Consider the following 23,203-nt stretch of genomic DNA (forward strand, 5'->3'; position numbering starts at 1 on the left):
GGCACCGCCCTCGACATGCTGCGCCGGTCGCTCGGGCAGCGCGAACATCAGCAGGAAGATCACGAGCATCACCGCCGCGACCCAGCCGAGCGCGTGCTGGAAGGCGCGCACGAAGGCCGGGCCCACCTGCGCGGGGGCCAGCCGGTCGTCGATCTCGCCGAAGAAGACCACCGACACGAGCCCGAGGCCGAGCGCGTTGCCCATCTGCTGCACCGTGTTGATCAGACCGGACGCCGATCCGGAGTGCTCGCGCGGCACCTCGGACAGGATCGCGTCCGTCAGCGGGGCGACGATCAGCCCCATGCCCACGCCCATGACCACCAGCGGCAGCGCCATCTGCCAGGAGGCGATCGACTGGCCGTACCGGTGGGCCTCCGCCATGTAGAGGAGCACGCCCGCCGCCATCACCAGCGCGCCCGACTGCAGGACCTTGCGGCCGAAGCGCGGGACCAGCTTCTGCACCGACATCCCGGCCGCGGTGGAGACCGCGATCGAGAACGGCACGCCCGTCAGTCCGGCCCGGAGCGCGCTCCAGCCCAGGCCGACCTGCATGTACAGCGTCCAGACCAGGAAGAAGACACCGAGGCCGACGCCGAACACGGTCTGCACCGCGATGCCCGCCGCGAAGCTCTTCACCCGGAACAGGGACAGCTCGACCAGCGGGGAACCGTCGCGGGCGGTCTTGCGCTTCTCGTACGCCACCAGCGCCCCGAAGACGACGAGCGCGCCCGTCATCGACGCGTACCCCCACAGCGGCCAGCCCAGTTCCCGGCCACGGGTGAGCGGGTAGAGCAGCATCAGCAGACCGAGCGTGACCAGGGCGACGCCGACGAGGTCGAGGCGCAGGGCCCTCGGAGCCTTCGACTCGGTGATGAAGCGCCGGCCGAGGACGTACGCGGCGACGCCCACCGGCAGGTTGATCAGGAAGATGGGCCGCCACTGAAGCCCGAACAGGTTCCACTCGGTGAGCAGCGCGCCGAGGAGCGGCCCGGAGACGGCCCCCAGCCCGACGATCGCGCCGAACAGGCCGAAGACCTTGCCCCGCTCGTGCGCCGGGAAGGTGGCGTGCACGATGGACAGCACCTGCGGCACCATCATCGCGGCCATCGCGCCCTGCAGGATCCGGGAGGCGACGAGCATCTCCGGGTTCGCGGCGAAGCCGCACAGCGCCGAGGCGAGCGTGAAGCCGCCGATGCCGATCAGGAAGAGGCGCCTGCGGCCGTGGATGTCGCCGAGTCGGCCGCCGGTGATGAGTCCAGCGGCGAAGGCGAGGGCGTAACCGGCGGTGATCCACTGGATCTGGCTGAACGAGGCGCCCGCGTCCCGCTGGATCGACGGGATCGCGATGTTGACGATCGTGACGTCGACGAGGTCCATGAAGGCCGCGGTCATCACGATCGCGAGCGCGAACCAGCGCCGGCGGTCACCCGCGCCGGCCGCGGTGCTGCTGAGTGTCTCGGTGGAGGTCATGCCCCCGAAGTTAGGAGTGCGTTAGGTCAGATCCGGTCCTAACTCTCCGGCATCCTCGACACATGACGACCGACACTCCGGCCCGGCTCCTCCAGTTGCTCTCCCTCCTGCAGACACCGCGCGAGTGGCCCGGCGGCGAGCTCGCCCAGCGGCTCGGGGTGTCCCGGCGCACCGTGCGGCGGGACATCGACCGGCTGCGCGAGCTGGGCTACCCCGTGGAGGCCAGCAAGGGCGCCGACGGCGGTTACCGGCTGGTCGCCGGGAAGGCGATGCCGCCGCTGGTACTGGACGACGAGGAGGCCGTGGCGATCGCCGTCGGGCTTCGGGCGGGCGCCGGGCACGCGGTGGAGGGCGTGGAGGAGGCCTCGGTACGGGCCCTGGCCAAGCTGGAGCAGGTGCTGCCGAGCCGGCTGCGCCACCGCGTCACCACGCTCCAGGCCGCCACCACCGCACTGGCCAGCGGCGACGGGGCGAGCATCGCGCCGGAGACGCTGACCGTCATGGCCTCGGCGATCGCGGGCCGGGAGCGGCTGCGGTTCGCCTACCGCTCCGGGGACGGCACACCGTCGCGGCGCCTGGCAGAGCCGTACCGGCTGGTGTCGACGGGGCGCCGCTGGTATCTGGTCGCCTACGACCTCGAGCGCGAGGACTGGCGGACGTTCCGGGTGGACCGGGTCGCCGAGCCGTTCGCGACCGGTGCTCGGTTCCCGCCGCGCGAGCTGCCGACGGGGAGTGCGGCGGAGTATCTGCGGCAGTCGGTGTACCGGCGGCAGGAGACCTACGAGTTCGAGGCGACCTTCGCCGCCCCCGCGGACTTCGTCGCGGCGCGCATCCCCCGGTGGGTCGGCACCCCCGAGCCGCTCGGCGAGCGCAGTTGCCGGCTGCGGGGTGTGGCCAGCGACTCGGTGGAGTGGCTGGCAGTACGCCTCGCGCTGGTGGACTGCGAGTTCACGGTGCACAGCCCGGCCGACCTCGTCGCCTCCGTACGGGACCTGGGGGCACGGATGAGCCGGGCGGCCGGGTGAGGCCGCGGCTGAGCCGCACTCCTCACGGGGAGTCGGGGTCAGCCGCGGTCCACGGGAAGTCCCGCAGCGCGTCCAGGTTGCGTACGGCGAGTGCGGCGGGCCCGCCCGGGCCGCCGGCCGGTGCGTCGCCCGCGGCCCAGCTCTCCACCGCCACGCGGACGGCGGCACTGGCGACGGCGGCGGCGAACCGGAGGGACGGGGTGACCTGGCCCGGCGTCCCGTCGCCCGCCCGTGCCGCGAGCACCTCCGCCAGCTTCCGCTCGGCCGCCTGACAGATCTCCGCCCATACCTTGCTGAGCGCGGGATGGGACTCGGTGAGGCGCAGCAGGGTACGGACCCACTCCAGGGACGTGGCGGACACACCGGTGCCCGGGGTGAGGGTGTGCCGCACCGCGTCGCGCAGCGCCTCGGCCACGGTGAGGCCGGCGGGGGCGTCGCGGACGGCGTCGGTCCAACGGTGGGCGCCCGCGGTGAGGAGCGGCGCGAGCGCTTCCTCCTTGGTCGCGAAGTAGCGGTAGAAGGTGCGCGGGGCGATCCCGGCGGCGCGGGCGATGTCCTCGGCGCGCGTGGCACGCAGGCCGTTCGCCATGAACAGCCCCGCGGCGGCCCGGGCGATCTCCATACGGGTCGCCGCCTTGCGCCGTTCGGTCAGGGACGTGCCACGTGCGGTACTGCTCACGAACGGCAGGTTATGCCGCTGTGGCACAATCTGCCATCCGGGCCGCCCCGGGGTTCAGGTCCGGGGCGACCCGTCGACGTGCCCCTGCCGTGGCCGGACATCCGTGGCCGGACATACGAAAGAGCCGGTCCCCGGCGCCAGGGGGGAGTGGCGCCGGGGACCGGCCCGGGGAGAGTCCCGGCGCCGGGGGGAGTGCGTCGGGACTCGGCTCTGGGGGATGTACCAACCGTGCGGTCGCGGGACCCGGAGGTCTTGTGCCCCGGACCCGCGCGTTCGATGCGGGGCAACCAGACCGCCCGTCAGGCCGCCGCGTCGAAGCCGGTCTGGCGGGCCAGCTTCTTCAGCTCGAGCAGGGCGTGCTTCTCGATCTGGCGGATGCGCTCACGCGTCAGGCCGTGCTCCTTGCCGACCTCCGTCAGCGTGCGCTCCCGGCCGTCCTCGATGCCGTACCGCATCTTGATGATCGAGGCCGTGCGGTCGTCGAGCCGGCCGATCAGGTCGTCCAGCTCCTCGCTGCGCAGCAGGGTGAGCACCGACTGCTCCGGCGACACGGCGGAGGTGTCCTCGAGCAGGTCGCCGAACTGGGTCTCGCCCTCGTCGTCCACCGACATGTTCAGCGAGACGGGGTCACGCGCCCAGTCGAGGACGTCGCTGATGCGCTCCGCCGACGAGTCCAGCTCGGCCGCGATCTCGCTGGGCTCGGGGTCCCGGCCGTTCTCGCGGTTGAACTCGCGCTGGACGCGGCGGATGCGGCCCAGCTCCTCGACCAGGTGGACGGGCAGCCGGATGGTGCGCGACTGGTCGGCTATCGACCGCGTGATCGCCTGGCGGATCCACCAGGTGGCGTAGGTGGAGAACTTGAAGCCCTTGCGGTAGTCGAACTTCTCGACGGCGCGCACGAGACCCGCGTTCCCCTCCTGGATCAGGTCCAGCAGCGGCAGGCCGCTGCGCGGATAGCGGCGCGCGACGGCGACGACCAGTCGGAGGTTGGAGCGGATGAAGATGTCCTTGGCCCGCTCCCCCTCGGCGACCAGGGCCTCGAGCTCCTCACGGGTGGCATCCGCCTTGGCCTCCTCCTCACCGTCGAGGATCTGCCGTGCGAACACGCCCGCCTCGATGATCTGTGAGAGCTCGACCTCCTTGGCGGCGTCGAGGAGGGGCGTACGCGCGATCTCGTCCAGGTACATGCCGACCAGGTCGCGGTCGGCGATGTCTCCGCCCTGGGCGCGAACACTGCTTGCCGCGGCGTCGATGGTTTCGCCCTCGGCGGCCTGGCGACGGGCGACGGCACGGGTTGCCATGCGTGCTCCCTTGCGTTGGGGGTCCCCCCGCTCGAGCGAAGCCGAGAGTGGGGGGAGGGCTAGCGGATGGTCTGGTAACGATTCGGCCACCCTTCCGGGTGCCCGGCATCCGAAGGAAACAACGACTGGAATCCGGACAGAATTCCCAACCCGCCCCTCATTTTTTCTGATCATGCAGTACCCTGTCCCGCCACACTGGGAGGCGGAGCGATGGCAGAGCGTAGGCACGTGCAGGTCAGGCCGGGAGCCGAGAGCGACCTTCAGGCGCTCACGGACATCTACAACCACTATGTGCGTGAGACGCCGATCACATTCGACACCACGGCCTTCACTGCCGAGGACCGCCGCCCCTGGCTGCTCTCCCACCCTGAAGACGGGCCGCACCGGCTGATGGTTGCCGCGGACGCCGAGTCACAGGAGATCCTGGGGTACGCCACATCCAGCGCCTTCCGCCCGAAGCCGGCGTACGCGACCTCGGTCGAGGTCACGGTCTACCTCGCCCCGCACGCGACCGGCCGCGGCGTCGGCGGACACCTCTACAGGGCCCTCTTCGAGGCCCTGGCGGGCGAGGACCTGCACCGTGCGTACGCGGGCATCGCCCAGCCCAACGAAGCGTCCGTGCGCCTGCACGAACGCTTCGGTTTCCGCCACGTCGGCACCTACCGGGAGGTGGGCCGCAAGTTCGGGCGGTACTGGGACGTGGCCTGGTACGAGAAGGACCTCCAGCAGGGCCTCCGTCCCGACGCGTAGCCTTCGGCCACCGTCATCCGAACTGCACCGACCGCTTCGCCATTCCCATCCAGAAGCCGTCGATCACGGACTTCTGGGCGTCGAGCTCACCACCGGCCTCCGCCGCGCCCATCGTCACGAACAGCGGAGCGAAGTGCTCGGTGCGCGGGTGGGCGTACCGGCCGGCAGGGGCCTTGTTCAGGAAGTCCAGCAGGGCGTCCCAGTCGCGCGTCTCCAGGGCGCGGCGGCCCCAGTCGTCGAACTCCGAGGACCAGGTGGGCACTCCCCCGTGCCGCAGGGCGGCCAGGTTGTGGGTGAAGAAGCCGGAGCCGACGATCAGGACACCCTCGTCGCGCAGCGGGGCCAGCTTGCGGCCGATCTCCATCAGCTTCACCGGGTCCAGTGTCGGCATGGAGATCTGCAGGACCGGGATGTCGGCCTCGGGGAACATCTCGACCAGCGGGACGTACGCGCCGTGGTCCAGGCCGCGGTCCGGGATGTCCTGGACGGGGATGCCGGGGGCGCGCAGCAGCTTGCGGACGGCGTCGGCGAGCTGCGGGGCGCCCGGGGCCTCGTACCGCACCTGGTAGTAGTGCTCGGGGAAGCCCCAGAAGTCGTAGACCAGCGGGACGGTGCGCGTCGCGCCGAGGGCGAGCGGGGCCTCCTCCCAGTGGGCGGAGACCATCAGGATCGCCTTGGGGCGCGGCAGGCCGGCGGACCAGGCGGCGAGCTGGCCGGGCCAGATCGGGTCGTCGGCCAGCGGGGGCGCACCGTGGCTCAGATAGAGGGCGGGCATGCGCTGGGGCGCGGTGCGCTCCTCGACGGCGGCGGACATGGCGGCGGCTCCCTTCGTGCGGCAACGGTGCGGCGTGCCCCTGAAGATTGATTTGCTTGAAACATCAAGCTGTCTCACCGATGAGGTTACGCCTCACTTGTTTAAGTTTCAAGAAGGCGCCTCGTACAGTGGAGTCATGAAGACGGCACCCGCTGAGGACACCCGCTGGCTCACCGACGAGGAGCAGCGCATCTGGCGTGCGTACATGCACGCCGTCACCCTTCTCGAGGACCATCTCGACCGCCAGTTGCAGCGCGACGCGGGCATGCCGCACGTCTACTACGGACTGCTCGTCCAGCTCGCCGACGCGCCGCGGCGGCGCCTGCGGATGACCGAGCTGGCCATGCGGGCGAAGATCACGCGCTCCCGGCTCTCGCACGCCGTCGCGCGCCTGGAGAAGAGCGGCTGGGTGCGGCGCGAGGAGTGTCCCTCCGACAAGCGGGGGCAGCTCGCGGTCCTCACGGACGAGGGGTACGAGGTGCTGGCGCGCACCGCGCCCGGTCATGTGGCGGCCGTGCGCCAGGCCCTGTTCGACCGGCTCACCCCCGAGCAGCAGAAGTCCCTCGGCGACATCATGTCGATCGTCGCGGAGGGACTGCAGCCCAAGGACGCGGGCGCGGACCTGCCCTGGCTCCGCTGAGCCGCCGGGCGGACGCCCGCAGACGGGTCCGCTCCGCCCGCACGGGGCACCGATCCGCTCGGCCCGCACCGGACACCGGCCCGCACCCGACCCGGGCCGACACCGGCCCGCACGGGGCACCGATCCGCTCGGCCCGCACGGGACCATGGCCCCCCCGGCCCGCCCCGGACACGGGTCCGCCCCGGCCCCACCGGATCGGCGGAGCCGGGGCGGACCCCGTCAGACGTACGGCCGAGACGTCCCCTTCCTCGTCCGTACGTACGGGCTCTGTTCTCTACGGGTACCCCTGCGGAGGCGTCTCAGTGGGCGACCACCGGGACGGCCACCTCGTCCTCGGCGCCCTCGCCGGAGGCCACCGGACCGGAGCCCGGGCGGCCGGCGTTGACGAAGGTGACGACGATGACGGCGGCGAGCACCAGCATGCCGACGGCGAACCAGATCGCGTTGGTGTAGCCGTGCACCATGCCCTGCATCTGGACCAGCTGCTGCTGCGGCTTGGAGGTCGCGGTGGCGATGTGGTCCTTGATGTACGAGGTCGTCGCGGAGGCGGCGATCGTGTTCAGCAGGGCGGTGCCGATCGCGCCGCCCACCTGCTGCGAGGTGTTGACCATCGCGGAGGCCACACCGGCGTCCCGGGGCTCGACGCCCAAGGTGGCCAGGGACATGGCCGGCATGAACGCCGTACCCATGCCGAGGCCGAGCAGCAGCATCGACGGCAGGACGGTCGAGGCGTACGACGAGCCGATCTCCAGCTGCGTCAGCAGCAGCATGCCGGACGCGGCGACCAGGAACCCGGGGCCCATCAGCAGCCGGGCCGGGACACGGGTCATCAGGCGCGTGCCGATCTGGGTCGAGCCGACCATCATGCCCGCGATCATCGGCAGGAAGGCGAAGCCCGTCTTGATCGGCGAGTAGCCCTTGATGACCTGCAGGTAGTAGGTCAGGAAGAGGAACGTGCCGAACATCGCGATGATGGCGATGCCGAGGGAGAGGTAGATGCCGCCGCGGTTGCGGTCGGTGACCACGCGCAGGGGCAGCAGCGGGGCCTTCACCCTGGCCTCGGTGATGACGAAAGCCAGCAGGAAGACGGCCGACGCGACGAACAGGGAGACGGTCGTCGAGTCGCCCCAGCCGTCGGACTCGGCGCGGGTGAAGCCGTAGACCAGCGAAACCAGACCCAGGGTGGACAGGACGACGCCGGGGATGTCGAGCGGGGAGCGGTTGCGGCCGCCCTCCGGCTCACGGATGACGAAGTACGCGCCCAGCGCGGCGACCACGGCGAACGGGATGTTGACGAAGAACGTCCAGCGCCAGTCCAGGTACTCGGTCAGCACACCGCCGAGGATGAAGCCGACGGCGCCGCCGCCACCGGCGATCGCGCCGTAGATGCCGAACGCCTTGGCGCGCTCCTTGGCGTCCGTGAACATCACGGCGAGCAGCGAGAGCGCGGCCGGGGCGAGCATGGCGCCGAAGACGCCCTGGAGGGCGCGGGCGCCGAACATCATCGCGCCCGTGGTCGCCGCGCCGCCGAGCGCGGAGGCGGCGGCGAACCCGGTCAGGCCTATGACGAAGGCCCGCTTGCGGCCCCACAGGTCGGCGATCCGGCCGCCGAAGAGGAGCAGACCGCCGAAGGCGAGGGCGTAGGCGGTGACGACCCACTGCCGGTTGCCGTCGGATATCCCGAGGTCCTGCTGGGCGGACGGGAGGGCGATGTTCACGATGGTGGCGTCGAGGACGACCATCAGCTGGGCGAGCGCGATGAAGACGAGCGCCCTCCAGCGGTTGGCGTCGGGGACGCCTGGGGCCGTTGAGGCTGTTTGAGACATGGGGGTACCCACTCCGGGACGTCGTAGAGGAAAAAGGTGACGGTTGGTGACGGCACGTCGTCGCTGACGGCCGGAAGCTCTGCTGTGAGGGATGACTTGGGTGGAGCGCGGAACTAATCGCTACGGATCGCTCAGGACTGGCGCAGCTCCTCCACGGTCACGGCCGTGCCCGGCAGCGTGGAGCGGGCCGGAGCCCGCAGACCGTCCAGGAACAGCTGAAGATGGCGGTGGACGAAACGGTCGGCACTGAAACACGCGGTACCGGCCGGGGGCCGGCTGAGCTGGGCCACGGCGACCATCAGGTCACCGACGCCCACGTCGGGGCGGAGGGTGCCGGCCGCCTTGGCGCGGTCCATGAGCTCCTCGATGAGTCGCTCGACGCGCCGCCGGGCGGCTTCCAGGTCCGGGTGGTGCTTGTCGAACGTGTCGGAGAGCATCGGGCACAGCGCGCTGACCCGCTCGTCGGCGGCGGCGTGCGTGAAGCGCTCCAGCGCCTCGAACGGGTCGGCCTCCTCGGCCAGCGCCTGTTCGGCGACCTCGGAGGTACGGTCCATGACCGAGCAGACGACCTCGCGGACGAGTGCGTCGCGGTCGGGGAAGTTGCGGTACACCGTGGCGTTGCCGACGCCGGCCCGGCGGGCGATCTCGTCGAACGGCACGTCCGGGCCGAACTCGACGAACATCTCCCGGGCGGCGGTGACGATCCGCTCCCGGTTGCGCAGGGCATCGGCCCGGGGCCGGGACGCCCGTCGCTGCACGGGGGTGGCGGTCTGCACGGCGTACTCCTGGTGAGGGGCTGGGTGATCGCGATCCGGGGATCGAGTCCCCGTTTCGCTCGGACACAGCACTAAACGGGGAATCGGTCCCCGGTTATTTCGCCAACGCCGACCCATTTCATGTGATCTGAGTCACAGTGCGACGACGTGGCGTGACCTCACACCTCCCAGCGCCGACCGTCACCCCTCCCCCGCCCCCCAACCCCTCGTTCGGCCTTTCCCAGCGCGCGTCCCCGTACCCCCCGGCACAGGGTGATCGCAAGGGTGCAGCCGGTGAGGCGCGGCTGCCGTGGAGCGAAGGGTCACCGCATGCAGCCGTCCCGCCGCCGGATACGCCCGCGCCGCGCCGCCTCGCTCGCCTCCGTCACCGTCCTGACGCTGGCGGTCTCCACCTCCGCCGGCACGGGGCATCTGACGGCGGGCTCCGCGGCGGGCCCCATAGCCCCGGCCCGCTCCTCGACGCTGCGCCCCTGCATGCTCCACGGTCACCACCGCGTGCTGATGCCGGAGAGCATCCCCACCCCCTCCGGCTACGCCCGCTCCACCGGCACCGTGCACGCCCTGAACCTGATGATCGACTTCTCCGACGCGCCCGGACAGGGCAGCGCGCTCGACCGGCTGGCGGAGTTCGTCCCGCAGACCCGTCAGTGGTTCACCACCAGTTCCTACGGCCGCCTCGACTACCGCACCGAGGCCCCGATACGCCACTGGCTGCGCATGCCCAAGCCGTTCGCGGCGTACGGCATACAGCGCGGCGCCCCCTTCGACCCCGGCTACCGCGAACTGGTGCAGGACATCGTGACCACCGCCGACCCCGAGGTCGACTTCCGCCACTACGACCTGGTGAACGTACTCGTCACCCCGAACGCCGGCCCCTCCGCCCTGGACACCGTCCTGTCGGTGACCTTCGCCGGCAACGCCGAGGCTCCGGTCGCCGACGGCGTCCCCGTCTCCAACGCGTCCTTCATCTACAGCCGCCAGGACGACGGCTCCGGCTCCTACCCGCAGACCGGCTTCCGGGTCCTGCCCCACGAGAACGGCCACATCTTCGGCCTGCCCGACCTCTACACCCCTGAGGGCGGCGCCGCCGTCGGGCACTGGGACATCATGAGCGAGGACTGGGGCGCCGACAACGACATGCTCGCCTGGCACAAGTGGAAGCTCGGCTGGCTCGACGACTCCCAGATCGCCTGTGTGACCGCGCGCGGCTCCGGGCAGTACACGCTGACCCCGCTGGCCCGCGCCGGCGGCCGCAAACTGGTCTTCGTGCCCCTCGACTCCAGGACCGGCTACGGCGTGGAGCTGCGCACCCGCGAGGGCAACGACGCGGCGGTCTGCCGGCCCGGCATCCTCGTCTACCGCGTCGACGCGGACGTCGACACCGGCAACGGCCCCATCCAGGTCTACGACGCCACCCGCGACAGCGGCGGCTGCACCCGCAGTCCGAACGTGCAGGCCGAGCTGTCCGACGCGCCGTTCGTGCCCGGGCAGAGCTTCGTGGACCCCAAGGCGGGGATCGTCATCACCGTCGAGGCGAAGGACCCCTCCGGCGACTACCGGGTCCGGGTGACACGGCGCTGACGCACCCCGGAGGTGTCCCACCGAGGGCATACGGGGGTCGGGGCGCCCTGCGCCGTATGTGAACACGCCGCAGGCGGCCGGCCCCGCATTACCGTGACCACATGCCCCCGAACGTCATCCCGGCCCCGGACAGCAGCGCCCCCGCCGAAGCCGTCGCCCCCCTCATGCGCGGCCTCAACGTGCTGCGGCGACTCACCGACGCCGACGGCAGCTGCAGCCTCAGCGCCCTGGAGCGGGCCAGCGGGCTCGCCCGCTCCACGGTCGACAGGATCACGGCGACCCTCGCCCGTATGGAGTACGTCCGGCTGGACGGCAGGGACGTCGTGCTCGCGCCGCGGCTGATGGAGCTGGGCAACGCCTACCTCGCGGCGCTGCGGCTGCCGACGCTGCTGGACGCGCACGCGGACGCGCTCGCCGACGAGCTGGACGAGTCGGTGTCGCTCGCGGTCGCCGACCTGGACGGCATCCGCTTCATCCACCAGGCGACCCGGCGCCGCGCGATGTCGCTGAGCTTCCGCATCGGCGATCTGCTTCCCGCGGAACGCACCGCTCCGGGTCCGCTGTTCGCGACCGAGTGGGACGAGGAGGACTGGGCGCGGTGGCACGCCCGGCGGGCGACGGACCCCGAGGACCGCCGTTTCCCGGCGGTGCCGGCGCGCAGCCGGCCGCTCGACGGCTCCGACCGCTCGGTGGGCGACGACTTCCAGGAACGCACCGTCCAGGCGCGGGCACAGGGATGGGCGCTGGACGACCAGTTGATCGAGCCGGGTCTGGTGGCGCTGTCCCTGCCCGTGCGGGAGGAGGACGGGCGGATCGCCTGCGTGGTCAGCGTGGTGAGCCACACCAGCCGGCACACGGCGGACGATCTACGCCGGGCCCTGCTGCCCCGGCTGCGCACGGCGGTCGCGGCCATGGAGCGGGAGCTGCGCGAGGCGCCGCCCGCCGTGCCCACGGCGCCGTCCGGGCTCGCGGCCTGGACGGGGGCGTCGAAGCAGGAGCTGGGGCGGGAGTTCGTGGAGTCGCTGGCCCGCGGGCTGACGGTGATCACGTCGTTCGGGGAGGGCCGCTCGGAGCTGACGCTGACGGAGGTGGCCGAGGCGACGGGGCTGGCACGGGCCACGGCACGGCGGGCGCTCATCACGTTGGAGCACCTGGGCTACGTCACCGTGCGCGGCCGCTTCTTCCGGCTCACCCCGCGTGTGCTGGGCCTCGGCTTCCCACCGCTGTCGCGGACGACCCTGTCGGACATCGCGATCCCGCATCTGACCTCCCTGTCCGACCGGGTGCACGAGTCGACGTCGCTGGCGGTGCTGACCGGCGACGACATCCAGTACACGGCCCGGGTGGCCCCGAGCCGCATCATGAGCGTCAACATCACGGTCGGCGCCCGGCTGCCGGCCTACGCGACCTCGCTGGGCCGGGTGATGCTGGCGGACCTGCCGAAGCCGCCGCTGCCCGAGCCGGCCCCGCTGACGCGGCTGACGGTCACGGACCCGGCCGAGCTGAGGGACGTGCTGGAGCGCGTACGGCGCGACGGATACGCCCTGGTCGACGGGGAACTGGAGGAGGGGCTGCGGTCGATCGCGGTCCCGGTGCGGGACCACGGCGGCCGGGTGGTGGCGGCGGTCAACGTGGCCATGCACAGCAGCCGCCGTACGCCCGAGGAGTGCGTGACGGACATCCTGCCGCAGCTGCACGCGACGGCGGCGCGGATCGAGGCGGACCTGCGGGTCGCGGGGCGGTTCCGGAAGGTGCCGAGAACCTGACGGGGTGACGGCCGGCGACGCTCGCGCCCTCGTGCCGTCGCGCCTTTGTGCTCGCGCCCTCGTGCCCTCGCGCCTTTGTGCTCGCGCCCTCGCGCCCTCGCAACCACGCGGCGGAAGGGAGAGCCGATCAGACGAGCTCCGCCTGTCTCCCCGTGGCCACCACCCTGCGCTGCGTCGGCGCCGTGGCGATGCGCGGCAGGAGCAGCGACCAGAAGCGGGTCAGCGTGATCCGCGACAGCCAGCGCACGTCGTGCCCGCCCAGCTCGGCGAAACCGACCGTCGCGCCGACCACCGTGGCCACGAGGTCCCGAGGGGCGACGTCGGAGAGCAGCCCGTCCCGCGCGCACCGGGCGACGCTGTCCTCCACCCAGGCGTGCCACCGCTCGTGGAGGCTCACACCGCGACCGGCGTCCTCCGCGACGCCGTCGAGGCAGAAACCGGCGCGCAGCACGCGGTCCTCACGCAGGTTCAGCAGCAGAGCGTGGCTGGTGTCGACCAGCGCCTGCAGCGAGCCGCCGAGCTGGGGCGGCGGTCGCTCGGCGGAGACGATCCGGTCGAACCGCTCGGCCGCCGCGCCCCGCACCGCCGCGGCGAGGTCGGCCTTGCTGGGGAAGTGGAAGTGCAGCGCGCCGTTGCTGACCCCGGCCCTGGCGCTGATCGCCGCCAGCGAGACGACCTCGTAGCCGTCTCGGCCGAACAGTTCGGCGGCGGACTCGATCAGGGCGTTGCGCGTGCGGACAGCACGTTCCTGCTTGGCCATCAGACGCTCCGTTACTGCGCGGGTACCCTCAGGATAACAAACCGTCCGTGCGGTTTCTGAAGCCTGCTCGGCTTCCGGGCTGACCTGCTCAGCGCGCTCGGACGACCCGGCGGGCTCGGACAGACCCGGCGGGCCCGCCCGGCCCGACGTCTGGCCGGCTCTCTCGGTCAGGGGCGGAGCACGACGGGCAGAGCCCCGTATCCATGGACGATGAAGGACCGCACCGGTTCGATGCCGTCGAGCGGAATCGTCGCCTCCAGGTCAGGGAAGCGGGCGAAGAGCGCCGCCAGCGCGGACGTCGCCTCCAACCGGGCCAGGGGTGCCCCCAGGCAGCGGTGGACACCGTGCCCGAAGGCCAGGTCGTCCCTCCGGCCGGGCCGCAGCACGTCGAAGACGCCCACGTCGTCCCCGTACGCCTCGGGATCCGAGGCCGCACCCGCGAAGGAGACCAGGATCGGATCGCCCTTTCTGATGAGCACCCCGTCGAGCTCGATGTCCTCGACGGCGAACCGCATCGGCGAGTACGCGGCGGGGGCGTGCGTGCGCAGCGTCTCGGCCACCACGTCGGCCCAGTCCGCGCGGCCCTGAAGGACGTGCGCCCGCTGGTCCGGGTGGGCGCACAGCGCGCCGACGGCGTTCGTGATGAGCGTGCAGGTCGTCTCCTGGCCAGCGGCGATCATCAGGTAGAGCGTGCCGAGGAGTTCCTGCTCGGTCAGCCGGCCGTCGTCGCCGTCACGGACCTCGATGAGCGCGGTCGTCAGATCGTCGCCGGGCCTGGCCCGCTTCCCCGCGACCAGCTCGCCGAGCATCCCGAACACCCGTACCTGCGCCGCGGCCATCTCGGCCCCGGGCACGGCCGTGCCGAACACCAACTCCAGGTCGGCGCAGAGCGGTTCGCGCGCCTCCTCGGTGACACCGAACAGCTCGCAGATCACTCGCATCGGCAGCACCTTGGCGAACCGGTCCCGCAGGTCGACCACTTCGCCGTCCGGCAGCGCCTCCAGCTCGTCGAGCAGTTCTCCGGTGAGCTGCTCGACGCGGGGCCGCAACGCCTCGGTACGGCGGACGGTGAAGGCGGCGGCGACCAGCCGGCGCAGCCGGGCATGGCTGTCACCGTAGGCGAAGAGCATGTTCTCGTTCGCCACCCACGGGTACAGCGGCCAGTCCTCACCTATGCGGCCGGCGACGAAGTCGGGCCAGTGCCGGCGGGCGTCCTTCGAGACCCGGGGATCCGTCAGGAGCCGCTTGACGTACTTCTGCCGTACGACGGCCCAGGCGCGCACCCCGCCCGGCAGTTCCACCTCGACGGCGGGTCCCTGCGACCGTAACCGCGCGGTCTCGCCCGCCAGGTCACGTCCGGTCACGTCAAGGGCGTACGGGCACGCGGTCATGTCCATGGGGGTGCACTCCGTTCGATCGGTCGGTCGGCCCTTCGGCTTTCGACGCGGTGCGCCGGCGCAGGCATCACCCGCGTTCTTCCTCTGCGCGTTCCTGTTCGCGTTCTTCCGCACGGCGTCTCATCGCGGCTTCGAACACCTTCGGCCCCCGCTCCGGAGAGAAGTCCAGGCGGACGAGGATCCCCGGCACGGCCACGGACGGCATCAGGAACCGGTAGAGATCGGCCACCCGCTCGGCCAGGTCCACCCGCCCGGTCATGATCCGCGACAGGACCTGGACCCCGGTGAACGCGCCGACGAACAGCTTGGCGAGCGCGGCGACGTCGACATGCGGGAGGAGTTCGCCCCTCTGTTTGGCCTCCGCGAAGAGCGCCTGCGTGTGCTCGGTCCACTCCTGCATCGGCACCCGGCGGTTGAGGTGGTCCTTGGGCGACCCCTGGTCCACGGTCAGGCGCACGCTTCCCTGGACGATCGGATCACCGGTGTCGCCACGGAGCAGGTACGACAGCAGAAGCGCCTCGTCCAGCGACTCCTGCAGCTTCAGCTCCTGTTCCGGGACGCGCGGCAGCGAGGAGACCTGCTCGGCCAGCACCGCCTGGGCCAGCTCCTCCTTGCTGGTGAAGTGGAAGTACAGGGCGCCCTTGGTGACCCCCGACCTGTTCAGTACGTCGGAGATCGTCGCCGCCTCGTACCCCACCTCGTCGAACACCTGCGCCGCGGCGACCAGGATCGCCCGCCGCGTCCGAATGGCCCGCTCCTGCCGCGCCACAAGCAGTCCCCTCTCCCGTCGCACCGGACAATAAAACCAGCCAAACGGTTTGACAACCCTGATTGCACCGCTCCGACAAACGGACACTGGGGAGGAAAAAGGGGTCGAATGAGGCCGTAGCGCGCCTACTGAGACCCTCGAGGGGCTTGAAAAGAAAACCGGTTGGTACGTATCTTCAGTCGGGCTCAGCGCCTGACTCGAGCCCAGACCCCCACCAGGCACCCACACCAGGGGAAAGCCCCATGACTGTCATGACGTCCGAGGCATTAGGGACATCAAGGACGGAAACACCGTCAGGAACGGAAGCCGGGGCCCAGGCACACCCGGCGACCGGCGATCTTGCCGGCCTTCTCTTCGAGGGCGCTCGCCGTGAGCGTACGCACGGCGTCTGGCGCACGGCGATCTCCGGCCGGGCGTTCGCGTACCGGCCCGGCCTGTCCGCCGCCGAGCGGACCGCCCTCTCCTACGACCGTCTGCGCCTCCTCAACGACACCCTCGACGATCCGCTGCGGTTCGCGGCGGACCCGCACCGGCTGGCCGCGCTGCACGAGTGGATCGGACCAGTGGACGGCGGGCTGACCACCCTCGCGAGCATCCACTACAACCTCTTCCTCGGCAGCCTCGTCGACCACGACCACGGGGACCGCGACCTGTCCGCGTTCAGCTCGCTCCGCAACACAGGAACGTTTCTGTGTACCGAGCTGGAGCACGGCAACGACGTGGCCGCGATGGAGACCGTCGCCGTCTTCGACCGCACGAACGGCGGCTTCCACCTGCACACGCCGACTCCCGGCGCGCAGAAGTTCATGCCCAACACGACCCTGACGGGCGGCCCCAAGACGGCGGTCGTCGCCGCCCGGCTCCTCGTGGACGGCGAGGACCGGGGGGTGTTCCTCTTCCTCACCCCGCTCAGCGACGAGACCGGGCACCTGCCGGGGGTGACGGTCCGCCGGCTGCCGGAGCGCACCGGCACCCCGGTCGACCACGCCCTCACGTCCTTCGACCACGTGTGGCTCCCGCGCGAGGCGCTCCTGGAGGCCGACCACGGCCGCCTCGCCCCGGACGGCACGCTGACCAGCAACCTCGGCAACAAGCGCAAGCGGCTCCTGCGCTCCATCAACCGCGTCACCATGGGCAAGCTCTGCATGAGCGCCGGCACCCTGGGCATGGCCCGCGCCGCGCTCGCCATCGCCGTCCGCCACGCCCACAGCCGACTGATCGCCGGCCCCAGGGCCGGCGAGCGCATACCGGTCGCCGCCCACCGGAGCCATCACAGTCGGCTGCTCGACGGCCTGGCGACCGCGTACGCGATGACGTTCCTGCACCGCACCGCGGTGGACCGGTTCGCCGCACACACCGAGGAGGACCGCGAGGAGGTCGAGCGACTCGCGGCGATCGCCAAGGGCTGGATCACCTGGCAGGCACGCACGATCACCCTCGAGTGCCGCGAGCGGTGCGGGGCGCAGGGCCTGTTCCCCGCCAACGGCATCTCCGAACTGCCCGGCAACATCGAGGGCGGCATCACCGCCGAGGGCGACAACCTGGTGATCTGGCTGAAGGCCGCCTCCGAGATGATCTTCGGCCACGATGCCAGGCCCCCGCAGGCACCACCGGCCGACGCGGACCTGACAGACCTCGTCTTCCTACGGGGCCTGCTCGCCCGGATCGAGGCCATCTGGCAGCAACGGGCTCGCGCAGCCCTGCGCGAGGGCCCGTCCGGCGACCCGGTCGGCCGCTGGAACGCCACCTCGGAAGCCGCCCTGGAGATGGTCTCGGCCCACGCCCGGCTGCAGGCGGCGAACGCGTTCGCCACGGCCTGCGAACGGCCGACGGACCCGAGGACCCGCCGGCTGCTGCGCAACCTGTGCCGCCTGTTCCTGCTCCGCCACCTGCGCCCCCACACGGGAGACCTGCTCGCGGAGGGCCACCTGTCGCCGGACCACGTACGAGCGCTGCCGAAGGCACGGGACGCGCTCATCACCGAGCTGGCACCCCAGATGACGACTTTGGCCGACGCGTTCGACTTCCCGCCCGAGATGCTGTCGCGAATACCGATCGCGCGCGGGGGGACGGTCGAGCCGCTGCAGCCGTCCGAGTAGCTTCGGCCGATCGAGCCGAAGCTCACCTTCTGACGGCCGACTCATGACCATGGGCAACCGTCCGATTACCCTCAGACAGCGTGCGGCTACACACCGCTCTTGAGTCACCCCAGGAGGACGGGCCCCTGGGCGGGGCGCAGCTCCTCGAGGACACGACTGCAAGGGAACGGGGACGACCACGAGGGAGCGCATCCGCTAGGCTGTGAGCGGTCGACACGCGTTCTCACGCTTCGGCCTTGCCTTCGTAGCTCAGGGGATAGAGCACCGCTCTCCTAAAGCGGGTGTCGCAGGTTCGAATCCTGCCGGGGGCACTGGCTTAGCAGCAGGTCAGAGAGTTGTCGGCCCCCCGTTCTGTTCGAACGGGGGGCCGTTTTCATGATCGCAGTCCACATAGAGTCCACATGCCCCGGTGATCTTCACCCGTACGGCTAGTGCATCCGGCTGCGTCACGCATACCTACTTACGAGGGCTGGCGCGTCTCCCCGCGCGCCATACGCGGGCTCGCATCATCCGTGCACGCGCAGCGCTGCCCGGGCTGCCCACTCTCCGGGGCCTGGAGCGCCGAAGCCTGCGACGCTTCGGGGTCAGGTCAGGCAGTGGGCCCATCGAGCGGGTCGTCTGCTGTGGCCGTGTCCATGAGCCGCTCGGCTTCCGCCTCCGTTGCGGCCGGTGGCACGACGAGCAGGTCCCAGCGGCCGTGTCCCGGGGCGAGCAGGCAGACGGTGTGTTCGGCTCGTGGCGAGTCCGTCCGGCGCAGGTGCACCATCTGGTCCGCGACGAGCATCCCTTCCCCGGGCAGCGACCACATCGTCCCGTTCACGAGGACACTGCTGATGTGTCCCCAGCGGTGCGGCAACCCGGCGAGCAGTCCGGGCAGTTCGGCAGTCAGGTCGTACGACCTCGGCCACCAGGCCCCGTCGATACGCCGAGCCGAGCCGCCCTGGCGAGGCTCCGCTCCCAGCCGCAGCCGGGCGGAAGACGGGGGAAGCGCAGAGGAGGTCGTCATGAGGGCTCCTGGGGGCTGGTGCGGACGGGAGACCCGCCTCGGTCTGGGATTCGGCGGGCGGTGGCCGCTCCGCCGAGCGCCAGCCGGAGCCCGACGCAGGCAGGCGCACGCGTCACGCGGTCTCGCCCGGATGTGTCCGGTCGACGGGCGGTCTGCTGGCGTCCAGCCAGGAGCGGAGGGGGCCGGCGCCCCGCGCGGGATCGAGCGTGAGATGCAGACGCGTCCCTCTCCCCGACGCGAACGCCGGATAGCTGCGCTGCTCGTCCCCGGCGAACAGCAGCCGGAGAACGTCCGCGACGTGCCGGGCCGCTTCGGCATCCATGGAGACGAGGCGCACCTCGACCGTGCCCTCGGCGGGAACGTCGTCCGGAAAGTTTTCAGTCAAGGGTGAGGGCGACTGCAGGGATTCGGTGGTCATGGTCGGCACCTGCCCCGGGCCGTGCAACGGCTCGTGTCGTGTCACGCGGCCCTACCCTGCCGCGCGCCGAGGACGAGACCAGTCCTGTCACCGGTGTACGAAATACCCTCGACACTCCCCACCGTACTCCTGGTACTCCTGGCAACCCCGGCGCAGCGCGCTTCCGGTCGCGGGCGGCGTACGGTTGAGATACCGAGGGCATCACCACTCCGGCCGCCGCGCCGGGTCGTCCTCGGCGAGTGAGGAATCCCGAGCCACCTCAGCGGTCGGCGCGGAGACGGGTCGGCATCATGTCCGCCGCAGTCGAAGCAACTCCACGCAAGGTCGTACTGGCCGCCCGGGAGCCGCGTCCCCGTACCGGCCCGCGCTTCTGCCGAGGGGAGGCGTGATGGTGCTCTCCCGGCTGGACATCCACCGGCGGAACCGAGGGGAGGGGGCACTCGTCACGCTCGCCGGTGAGATCGGACCGGCCACGGCCCCGCTGCTGCGGGCCGCGCTGGAACAGTGTCTGCGCGACGGCGTCACCGTCATCGACGTCGACCTGACCACGGTCGGCTCCTGCGACGCCAGGGGCTTGGACGTCTTCCTGTCGATGTCACGGCGCGCCGGCCGGGTGCACACTTCCCTGCGGTTGCACCACCCGTGTCCGCAGATCACCCGCCTCCTCACCGTCACCGGCTCCACCCCCTTGCTCCTCGCGGCCCCCACGGATCCCGTGCCGCCCGCGCTGCCCCGCGGCCTCTTGGAAACGGCCTCCTCAGGTCCGTCGGCCGACGGGACGCGGACGCCTGAGGACACCGCTCGCGCACCGGTCCTCAAGGACGGAATCCGCCTGCGTCGGCTGACCCGTTGGCAGGCCGAGGGAGTGGAGGAGGACATCGCGGACCTGGCCATGGCGTCCGTCGCGAACACTCCCAGCGCGTTGTTCCACGGCCGGGGAGGGTTCCTGCGCCACCTGGCCGTCAGTGCCCGGCGCCCCGGCTTCGAGCTACTGGTCGCCGAGACGACGGTGCTGGTCGGTTGTGCCTACGGCTTCCCGCTGGGCCCGGACGGCTCCGGCCGGCGAGGGTTCGACCGATTGCTGCAGGAGAGCATCCAGCGGCTCACCACCTGCGCACGGTTCGTCATCCTCACACAGGTCGTCGCCCATCCGCACGCTCAGCGCCGCCACATCGCCCGCCGACTGCAACAGCGCCTGCTCACCGACCAGGACACCGCCCTGGGAGTCACCCTGCTCCATCCGGCCGACCAGGCCGGACATGCCGTATTCGAGTCCTGGGGCTGGCAGAACATGGGACAGGTCGTCGGGCTGCCCGGCCCTGTCGCCCCCTGCGTGCTGACCCTTCCCCTGGAAAGCCCCTCACCGGCAGGCCGGTGATCACACTGCTGTGGTCGCGATGAGCCGGTGGGCTGTACCCTTCTCGGCCGTACCAGCCGCGGTGGTACCGCCGCCTCTCGTCTGCGGTACGAATGCGCCCTCCGTAATACGCCGGTTGCGCCCCGCGCCGTCCGCCATGGCCGGGGGTACCCTGGCAGTTACCGAGAGCTTTTCGGCCGCACGACCACGGCGAGGCCGTTCCCGGCGAGTGACGAACGCAGGCAGCCGAAAGCCGCCCGGGACGGGATCGCACGATGGACGCCATCACAAAGCCCGCCGAAGGCGCACAACCAGGTGACGCGCACACCTACCGGATGCCCTTGCCCCGTCTCAGTCTCACGCCGGGCGTCAGCCACGGTCCGCTGGACGGAGCGTGGTGGCCGCGCTGCGACGCGCTGGAACTGGAGTTGCCCGCGCTGGTCGCCTCATTGGACCCGGCCGTCGGCACCGTCACCCGGGTCACCGTGGACCCCGCGTCCTGGCCCGATGCCCCGCAGAAGGTGATGGCGCCCGGTCACGTGATCGAGGTGGTCCGGAGCGACCCGGCCGCCGAAGCGCATGCCCTCACCCTGGACTGCAGCACCACGGGGCGCTGGGAACTGCTGGTCGCCCCACCCGACGAGCCGGCCGGAGCAGCCACCCGGCTGCTGACCGCCGCCGCCGACCCCGAAAACACGCTGTCGGCTCCGCGCATCCTGGCACTCGCCGAGAGCGGCCTCGACGCAGAAGCCACATGGGCGTCGGAAGGAGGCCCCGGACTCAGGTGAGGGCCCACGCGGTCGGTCCCAGGTGACCGGCCGGCCGGTCCGGTCGTCGAATTCCCCGGTGGAGTCATGGCACGAGCGATCTCTTCGCCGTCCCGCACCGCCGCTACCGATGCGCGCGGATCATGGCGGGTGAGCGGATGATGCCCGGACGACGTGCGGACCACTCCGAGAGCTTCGGGGAAGCGCTGCTGGGAGCGGTTCTCGACCGCGCGCACGAGCTTCCTCCCCACCTCATCGGGTCCTTGGTCGCCGACGTGGTGGAGCGATTGGAGGGCCGCCGTCCGCAGGTGCTGCTGCAGGACTACGGCCAGCTGATGCTCGTACCCCTGCCCGGCGAGGGCCTCGCGGGCGGGGAGCCCCAGCTGATCGACGACTCCGACGCGGGACGCTGCTTCCTCGACGCGGTCTCCGTCGAGGTGTCCGACGACGACGGTGTACGGGTCCACCTGCCGCTGCTGGACGGCGGTGACCAGGTGGGGGTCATGGCGGTGACGCTGAACAGCGTCGACGACCACGACCGCCGCCTGCTGCACAGGATCTCCGGCCTGGTGGCCGACCTGCTGGTGACCAAGCACGGCTACTCCGACCTGTTCTTCCGTGCCCGACGTGATGAGCCGATGAGCGTCGCCGCGGAGATCCAGTGGTCCCTGCTGCCACCGCTGGCGATGATCATGCCCAAGGTCGCCGTGGCCGGGATCCTGGAACCCGCCTATGACGTGGCGGGTGACAGCTTCGACTACGCGCTCAACGGGGACATCCTCCACGTGGTCATGATCGACGCGATGGGGCACGGCCTGGACGCGGCCACGATGGCCACCGTGGCCATAGGCGCCTACCGCCACGCCCGCCGCGCCGGCATCGGGCTGTCGGAGATCTACGACTTCATGGACCGGGCGGTGGCGGAGCAGTTCGGTCCCGAGCACTTCGTCACCGCGCAGATGATGCAGCTGGACACGACGACCGGACGGGTCCAGTGGGTCAACGCAGGGCATCCGCCGCCGATCCTCGTCCGCAACCACCGCGTCGCGGGCCGCCTGGCTGCCCCGACGACCCTCCCTGTCGGCCTGGGCGGTCCGGAGCCACGGATCAGCGAACTGGGACTGGAGCGCGGGGACCGCGTCCTCTGCTTCACGGACGGACTGGTCGAGGAGCACAAGACCAGTAGGGAGGAGTTCGGGGAGGACCAGCTGATCAACTGCGTGAACCAGCTGGAGAGAACCGGCCGCGGGGTCCGGGCGGTGACGCGCTCCCTGTCCCACACGCTCAAGCGGGCGCGGGGCGGACACACCACGGATGACGCGACGCTGCTCATGGTGGAGTGGCGAGACTGACCTCATCGTTGTCGTCCGCCAACATTCGCCGGCCTCGGCCGAAGTTGCGGCGTATCAGTCCGGCAGAACCTGCCCGCTTCCGGTGTCGATGAGGATCTGTTCCGCCGCGGTGATGTTGCCGGCCCGCACCGCCTGGGCCATCGCGGCCTGGGCGGCCTCGGGTGTCGTGTTCGGCGGGACCACCATCAGTGAAAAGAGGTCCTGGTCGCCCCGGGTGATCAGGACGGTGTCGTCACCCACCGGGAACGAGTCGATGTGCACCACCCGGTCGTCGACGACGATCCGCGTCGGCAGCCCTTGCCAGGCCGCGGTGTCCAGCCCGACACGTGACACGGGGCCGAGGTGCTCGGTGAGGGCGCTCAGCAGCGCGGGCAGCTCGGCACCGATGTCGCGCGACCGCGGCCACCACGCACCGTCCAGGACGCCTTCGCGCGACTCCGTCGTCTCCAGCCGGAGCAGCGCGCACCCCGGCCGCACGACCGCGTGAACGCCACTCGGCAGGTGCCGGGAAGGGGGTGAGTCGGAGCCGGTCATATGGGACCACCCGTCTTCGGGAACCGGTGCGAACACGGGGATTCGCCTCGCTTCTCCCACGCTACTCCGCGTGGCCCCGGGTTCGGAGTCTCCGGGATCGGCCCGACCGCGGTGCC

The 23,203-nt window shown here is 71.3% G+C and carries 21 protein-coding genes and 1 tRNA gene; 10 read left to right on the plus strand and 12 right to left on the minus strand.

The features are described from left to right. A partial coding sequence (locus C3488_RS02930) for an MFS transporter (protein ID WP_103837706.1) occupies positions 1 to 1,470 on the minus strand: 1,470 nt, incomplete at its 3' end. Positions 1,471 to 1,532: 62 nt separating this feature from the next. Here C3488_RS02930 and C3488_RS02935 point away from each other — a divergent pair. Next, positions 1,533 to 2,495 carry a YafY family protein gene (locus C3488_RS02935; protein ID WP_103837707.1) on the plus strand — a complete coding sequence of 321 codons (963 nt, stop codon included), beginning with the start codon at positions 1,533 to 1,535 and terminating at the stop codon, positions 2,493 to 2,495. 22 nt (positions 2,496 to 2,517) lie between these two features. On the opposite strand, the gene C3488_RS02940 is transcribed toward C3488_RS02935, so the two are convergent. Next, positions 2,518 to 3,117: a TetR/AcrR family transcriptional regulator gene (locus C3488_RS02940; RefSeq protein WP_103837708.1), complete on the minus strand. Its 600-nt coding sequence runs from the start codon at positions 3,115 to 3,117 to the stop codon at positions 2,518 to 2,520. Positions 3,118 to 3,473: 356 nt separating this feature from the next. Beyond that, positions 3,474 to 4,475 carry an RNA polymerase sigma factor RpoD/SigA gene (locus C3488_RS02945; RefSeq protein WP_103837709.1) on the minus strand — a complete coding sequence of 334 codons (1,002 nt, stop codon included), beginning with the start codon at positions 4,473 to 4,475 and terminating at the stop codon, positions 3,474 to 3,476. A gap of 210 nt (positions 4,476 to 4,685) precedes the next feature. On the opposite strand from C3488_RS02945, the gene C3488_RS02950 reads away from it, so the two are divergent. Beyond that, a complete protein-coding gene (locus tag C3488_RS02950; protein ID WP_103837710.1) occupies positions 4,686 to 5,225 on the plus strand; it encodes a GNAT family N-acetyltransferase in 540 nt (179 codons plus the stop codon). Positions 5,226 to 5,238: 13 nt separating this feature from the next. On the opposite strand, the gene C3488_RS02955 is transcribed toward C3488_RS02950, so the two are convergent. Then, on the minus strand, positions 5,239 to 6,039 hold the full coding sequence (locus tag C3488_RS02955; RefSeq protein ID WP_103837711.1) for a dioxygenase: 801 nt from the start codon (positions 6,037 to 6,039) through the stop codon (positions 5,239 to 5,241). 136 nt (positions 6,040 to 6,175) lie between these two features. Between C3488_RS02955 and C3488_RS02960 the strand changes: the two genes are divergently transcribed. Continuing rightward, positions 6,176 to 6,679 carry a MarR family winged helix-turn-helix transcriptional regulator gene (locus tag C3488_RS02960; RefSeq protein ID WP_103837712.1) on the plus strand — a complete coding sequence of 168 codons (504 nt, stop codon included), beginning with the start codon at positions 6,176 to 6,178 and terminating at the stop codon, positions 6,677 to 6,679. A 299-nt stretch (positions 6,680 to 6,978) separates the two neighbouring features. On the opposite strand, the gene C3488_RS02965 is transcribed toward C3488_RS02960, so the two are convergent. Continuing rightward, the gene (locus tag C3488_RS02965) at positions 6,979 to 8,505 is read right to left on the minus strand and encodes an MFS transporter (RefSeq protein WP_103837713.1); all 1,527 of its coding nucleotides are present in this window, start codon (positions 8,503 to 8,505) and stop codon (positions 6,979 to 6,981) included. A gap of 131 nt (positions 8,506 to 8,636) precedes the next feature. After that, complete coding sequence (locus tag C3488_RS02970) at positions 8,637 to 9,281, minus strand: TetR/AcrR family transcriptional regulator (protein ID WP_181138859.1); 645 nt, start codon at positions 9,279 to 9,281, stop codon at positions 8,637 to 8,639. A gap of 309 nt (positions 9,282 to 9,590) precedes the next feature. Between C3488_RS02970 and C3488_RS02975 the strand changes: the two genes are divergently transcribed. Next, positions 9,591 to 10,862 (plus strand): M6 family metalloprotease domain-containing protein, encoded by a 1,272-nt coding sequence (locus C3488_RS02975; protein WP_103837715.1) that lies wholly within the window; start codon positions 9,591 to 9,593, stop codon positions 10,860 to 10,862. 101 nt (positions 10,863 to 10,963) lie between these two features. Beyond that, positions 10,964 to 12,628, plus strand: coding sequence for an IclR family transcriptional regulator C-terminal domain-containing protein (locus C3488_RS02980; protein ID WP_103837716.1), 1,665 nt, complete (start codon positions 10,964 to 10,966; stop codon positions 12,626 to 12,628). Positions 12,629 to 12,755: 127 nt separating this feature from the next. On the opposite strand, the gene C3488_RS02985 is transcribed toward C3488_RS02980, so the two are convergent. The 3 genes from C3488_RS02985 to C3488_RS02995 all read right to left on the minus strand — a co-directional run bounded on the left by C3488_RS02985 (position 12,756) and on the right by C3488_RS02995 (position 15,554). Beyond that, complete coding sequence (locus C3488_RS02985) at positions 12,756 to 13,388, minus strand: ScbR family autoregulator-binding transcription factor (protein WP_103837717.1); 633 nt, start codon at positions 13,386 to 13,388, stop codon at positions 12,756 to 12,758. A gap of 167 nt (positions 13,389 to 13,555) precedes the next feature. Next, positions 13,556 to 14,785 (minus strand): cytochrome P450, encoded by a 1,230-nt coding sequence (locus C3488_RS02990; protein WP_103837718.1) that lies wholly within the window; start codon positions 14,783 to 14,785, stop codon positions 13,556 to 13,558. Between the two features lie 67 nt (positions 14,786 to 14,852). Further along, positions 14,853 to 15,554: a ScbR family autoregulator-binding transcription factor gene (locus C3488_RS02995; RefSeq protein ID WP_103837719.1), complete on the minus strand. Its 702-nt coding sequence runs from the start codon at positions 15,552 to 15,554 to the stop codon at positions 14,853 to 14,855. A gap of 242 nt (positions 15,555 to 15,796) precedes the next feature. Between C3488_RS02995 and C3488_RS03000 the strand changes: the two genes are divergently transcribed. Then, entirely contained in the window at positions 15,797 to 17,653 is a 1,857-nt protein-coding gene (locus C3488_RS03000) for an acyl-CoA dehydrogenase (RefSeq protein WP_258053260.1), read from the plus strand. Positions 17,654 to 17,891: 238 nt separating this feature from the next. Further along, positions 17,892 to 17,964 (plus strand) — tRNA-Arg (locus C3488_RS03005). A 278-nt stretch (positions 17,965 to 18,242) separates the two neighbouring features. Here C3488_RS03005 and C3488_RS03010 read toward each other — a convergent pair. After that, positions 18,243 to 18,659: a DUF5994 family protein gene (locus tag C3488_RS03010; protein ID WP_103837720.1), complete on the minus strand. Its 417-nt coding sequence runs from the start codon at positions 18,657 to 18,659 to the stop codon at positions 18,243 to 18,245. Positions 18,660 to 18,771: 112 nt separating this feature from the next. Then, the gene (locus tag C3488_RS03015) at positions 18,772 to 19,077 is read right to left on the minus strand and encodes a hypothetical protein (protein WP_103837721.1); all 306 of its coding nucleotides are present in this window, start codon (positions 19,075 to 19,077) and stop codon (positions 18,772 to 18,774) included. Between the two features lie 388 nt (positions 19,078 to 19,465). Between C3488_RS03015 and C3488_RS03020 the strand changes: the two genes are divergently transcribed. From C3488_RS03020 to C3488_RS03030, 3 genes are all read left to right on the plus strand, one after another. Further along, positions 19,466 to 20,455 carry an STAS domain-containing protein gene (locus C3488_RS03020; RefSeq protein ID WP_103837722.1) on the plus strand — a complete coding sequence of 330 codons (990 nt, stop codon included), beginning with the start codon at positions 19,466 to 19,468 and terminating at the stop codon, positions 20,453 to 20,455. A gap of 254 nt (positions 20,456 to 20,709) precedes the next feature. Next, positions 20,710 to 21,222: a DUF5994 family protein gene (locus tag C3488_RS03025; RefSeq protein ID WP_258053261.1), complete on the plus strand. Its 513-nt coding sequence runs from the start codon at positions 20,710 to 20,712 to the stop codon at positions 21,220 to 21,222. 137 nt (positions 21,223 to 21,359) lie between these two features. Further along, positions 21,360 to 22,553 (plus strand): PP2C family protein-serine/threonine phosphatase, encoded by a 1,194-nt coding sequence (locus tag C3488_RS03030; protein WP_103837723.1) that lies wholly within the window; start codon positions 21,360 to 21,362, stop codon positions 22,551 to 22,553. A 54-nt stretch (positions 22,554 to 22,607) separates the two neighbouring features. Here C3488_RS03030 and C3488_RS03035 read toward each other — a convergent pair whose 3' ends face one another. Then, complete coding sequence (locus C3488_RS03035; protein ID WP_103837724.1) at positions 22,608 to 23,087, minus strand: DUF5994 family protein; 480 nt, start codon at positions 23,085 to 23,087, stop codon at positions 22,608 to 22,610. Positions 23,088 to 23,203 lie beyond the last annotated feature (116 nt).

Source organism: Streptomyces sp. Ru72 (assembly GCF_002920635.1).
Taxonomy (GTDB): domain Bacteria; phylum Actinomycetota; class Actinomycetes; order Streptomycetales; family Streptomycetaceae; genus Streptomyces.

Excerpts from the sequence above, each read along its gene's own strand:
- C3488_RS02935 (WP_103837707.1), top strand. The coding sequence starts at position 1,533 with ATGACGACCGACACTCCGGCCCGGCTCCTCCAGTTGCTCTCCCTCCTG.
- C3488_RS02940 (WP_103837708.1), bottom strand. The coding sequence starts at position 3,117 with ATGGAGATCGCCCGGGCCGCCGCGGGGCTGTTCATGGCGAACGGCCTG.
- C3488_RS02945 (WP_103837709.1), bottom strand. The coding sequence starts at position 4,475 with ATGGCAACCCGTGCCGTCGCCCGTCGCCAGGCCGCCGAGGGCGAAACC.
- C3488_RS02950 (WP_103837710.1), top strand. The coding sequence starts at position 4,686 with ATGGCAGAGCGTAGGCACGTGCAGGTCAGGCCGGGAGCCGAGAGCGAC.
- C3488_RS02955 (WP_103837711.1), bottom strand. The coding sequence starts at position 6,039 with ATGTCCGCCGCCGTCGAGGAGCGCACCGCGCCCCAGCGCATGCCCGCC.
- C3488_RS02960 (WP_103837712.1), top strand. The coding sequence starts at position 6,176 with ATGAAGACGGCACCCGCTGAGGACACCCGCTGGCTCACCGACGAGGAG.
- C3488_RS02965 (WP_103837713.1), bottom strand. The coding sequence starts at position 8,505 with ATGTCTCAAACAGCCTCAACGGCCCCAGGCGTCCCCGACGCCAACCGC.
- C3488_RS02975 (WP_103837715.1), top strand. The coding sequence starts at position 9,591 with ATGCAGCCGTCCCGCCGCCGGATACGCCCGCGCCGCGCCGCCTCGCTC.
- C3488_RS02980 (WP_103837716.1), top strand. The coding sequence starts at position 10,964 with ATGCCCCCGAACGTCATCCCGGCCCCGGACAGCAGCGCCCCCGCCGAA.
- C3488_RS02985 (WP_103837717.1), bottom strand. The coding sequence starts at position 13,388 with ATGGCCAAGCAGGAACGTGCTGTCCGCACGCGCAACGCCCTGATCGAG.
- C3488_RS02990 (WP_103837718.1), bottom strand. The coding sequence starts at position 14,785 with ATGGACATGACCGCGTGCCCGTACGCCCTTGACGTGACCGGACGTGAC.
- C3488_RS03000 (WP_258053260.1), top strand. The coding sequence starts at position 15,797 with ATGACTGTCATGACGTCCGAGGCATTAGGGACATCAAGGACGGAAACA.
- C3488_RS03010 (WP_103837720.1), bottom strand. The coding sequence starts at position 18,659 with ATGACGACCTCCTCTGCGCTTCCCCCGTCTTCCGCCCGGCTGCGGCTG.
- C3488_RS03015 (WP_103837721.1), bottom strand. The coding sequence starts at position 19,077 with ATGACCACCGAATCCCTGCAGTCGCCCTCACCCTTGACTGAAAACTTT.
- C3488_RS03020 (WP_103837722.1), top strand. The coding sequence starts at position 19,466 with ATGGTGCTCTCCCGGCTGGACATCCACCGGCGGAACCGAGGGGAGGGG.
- C3488_RS03025 (WP_258053261.1), top strand. The coding sequence starts at position 20,710 with ATGGACGCCATCACAAAGCCCGCCGAAGGCGCACAACCAGGTGACGCG.
- C3488_RS03030 (WP_103837723.1), top strand. The coding sequence starts at position 21,360 with ATGATGCCCGGACGACGTGCGGACCACTCCGAGAGCTTCGGGGAAGCG.
- C3488_RS03035 (WP_103837724.1), bottom strand. The coding sequence starts at position 23,087 with ATGACCGGCTCCGACTCACCCCCTTCCCGGCACCTGCCGAGTGGCGTT.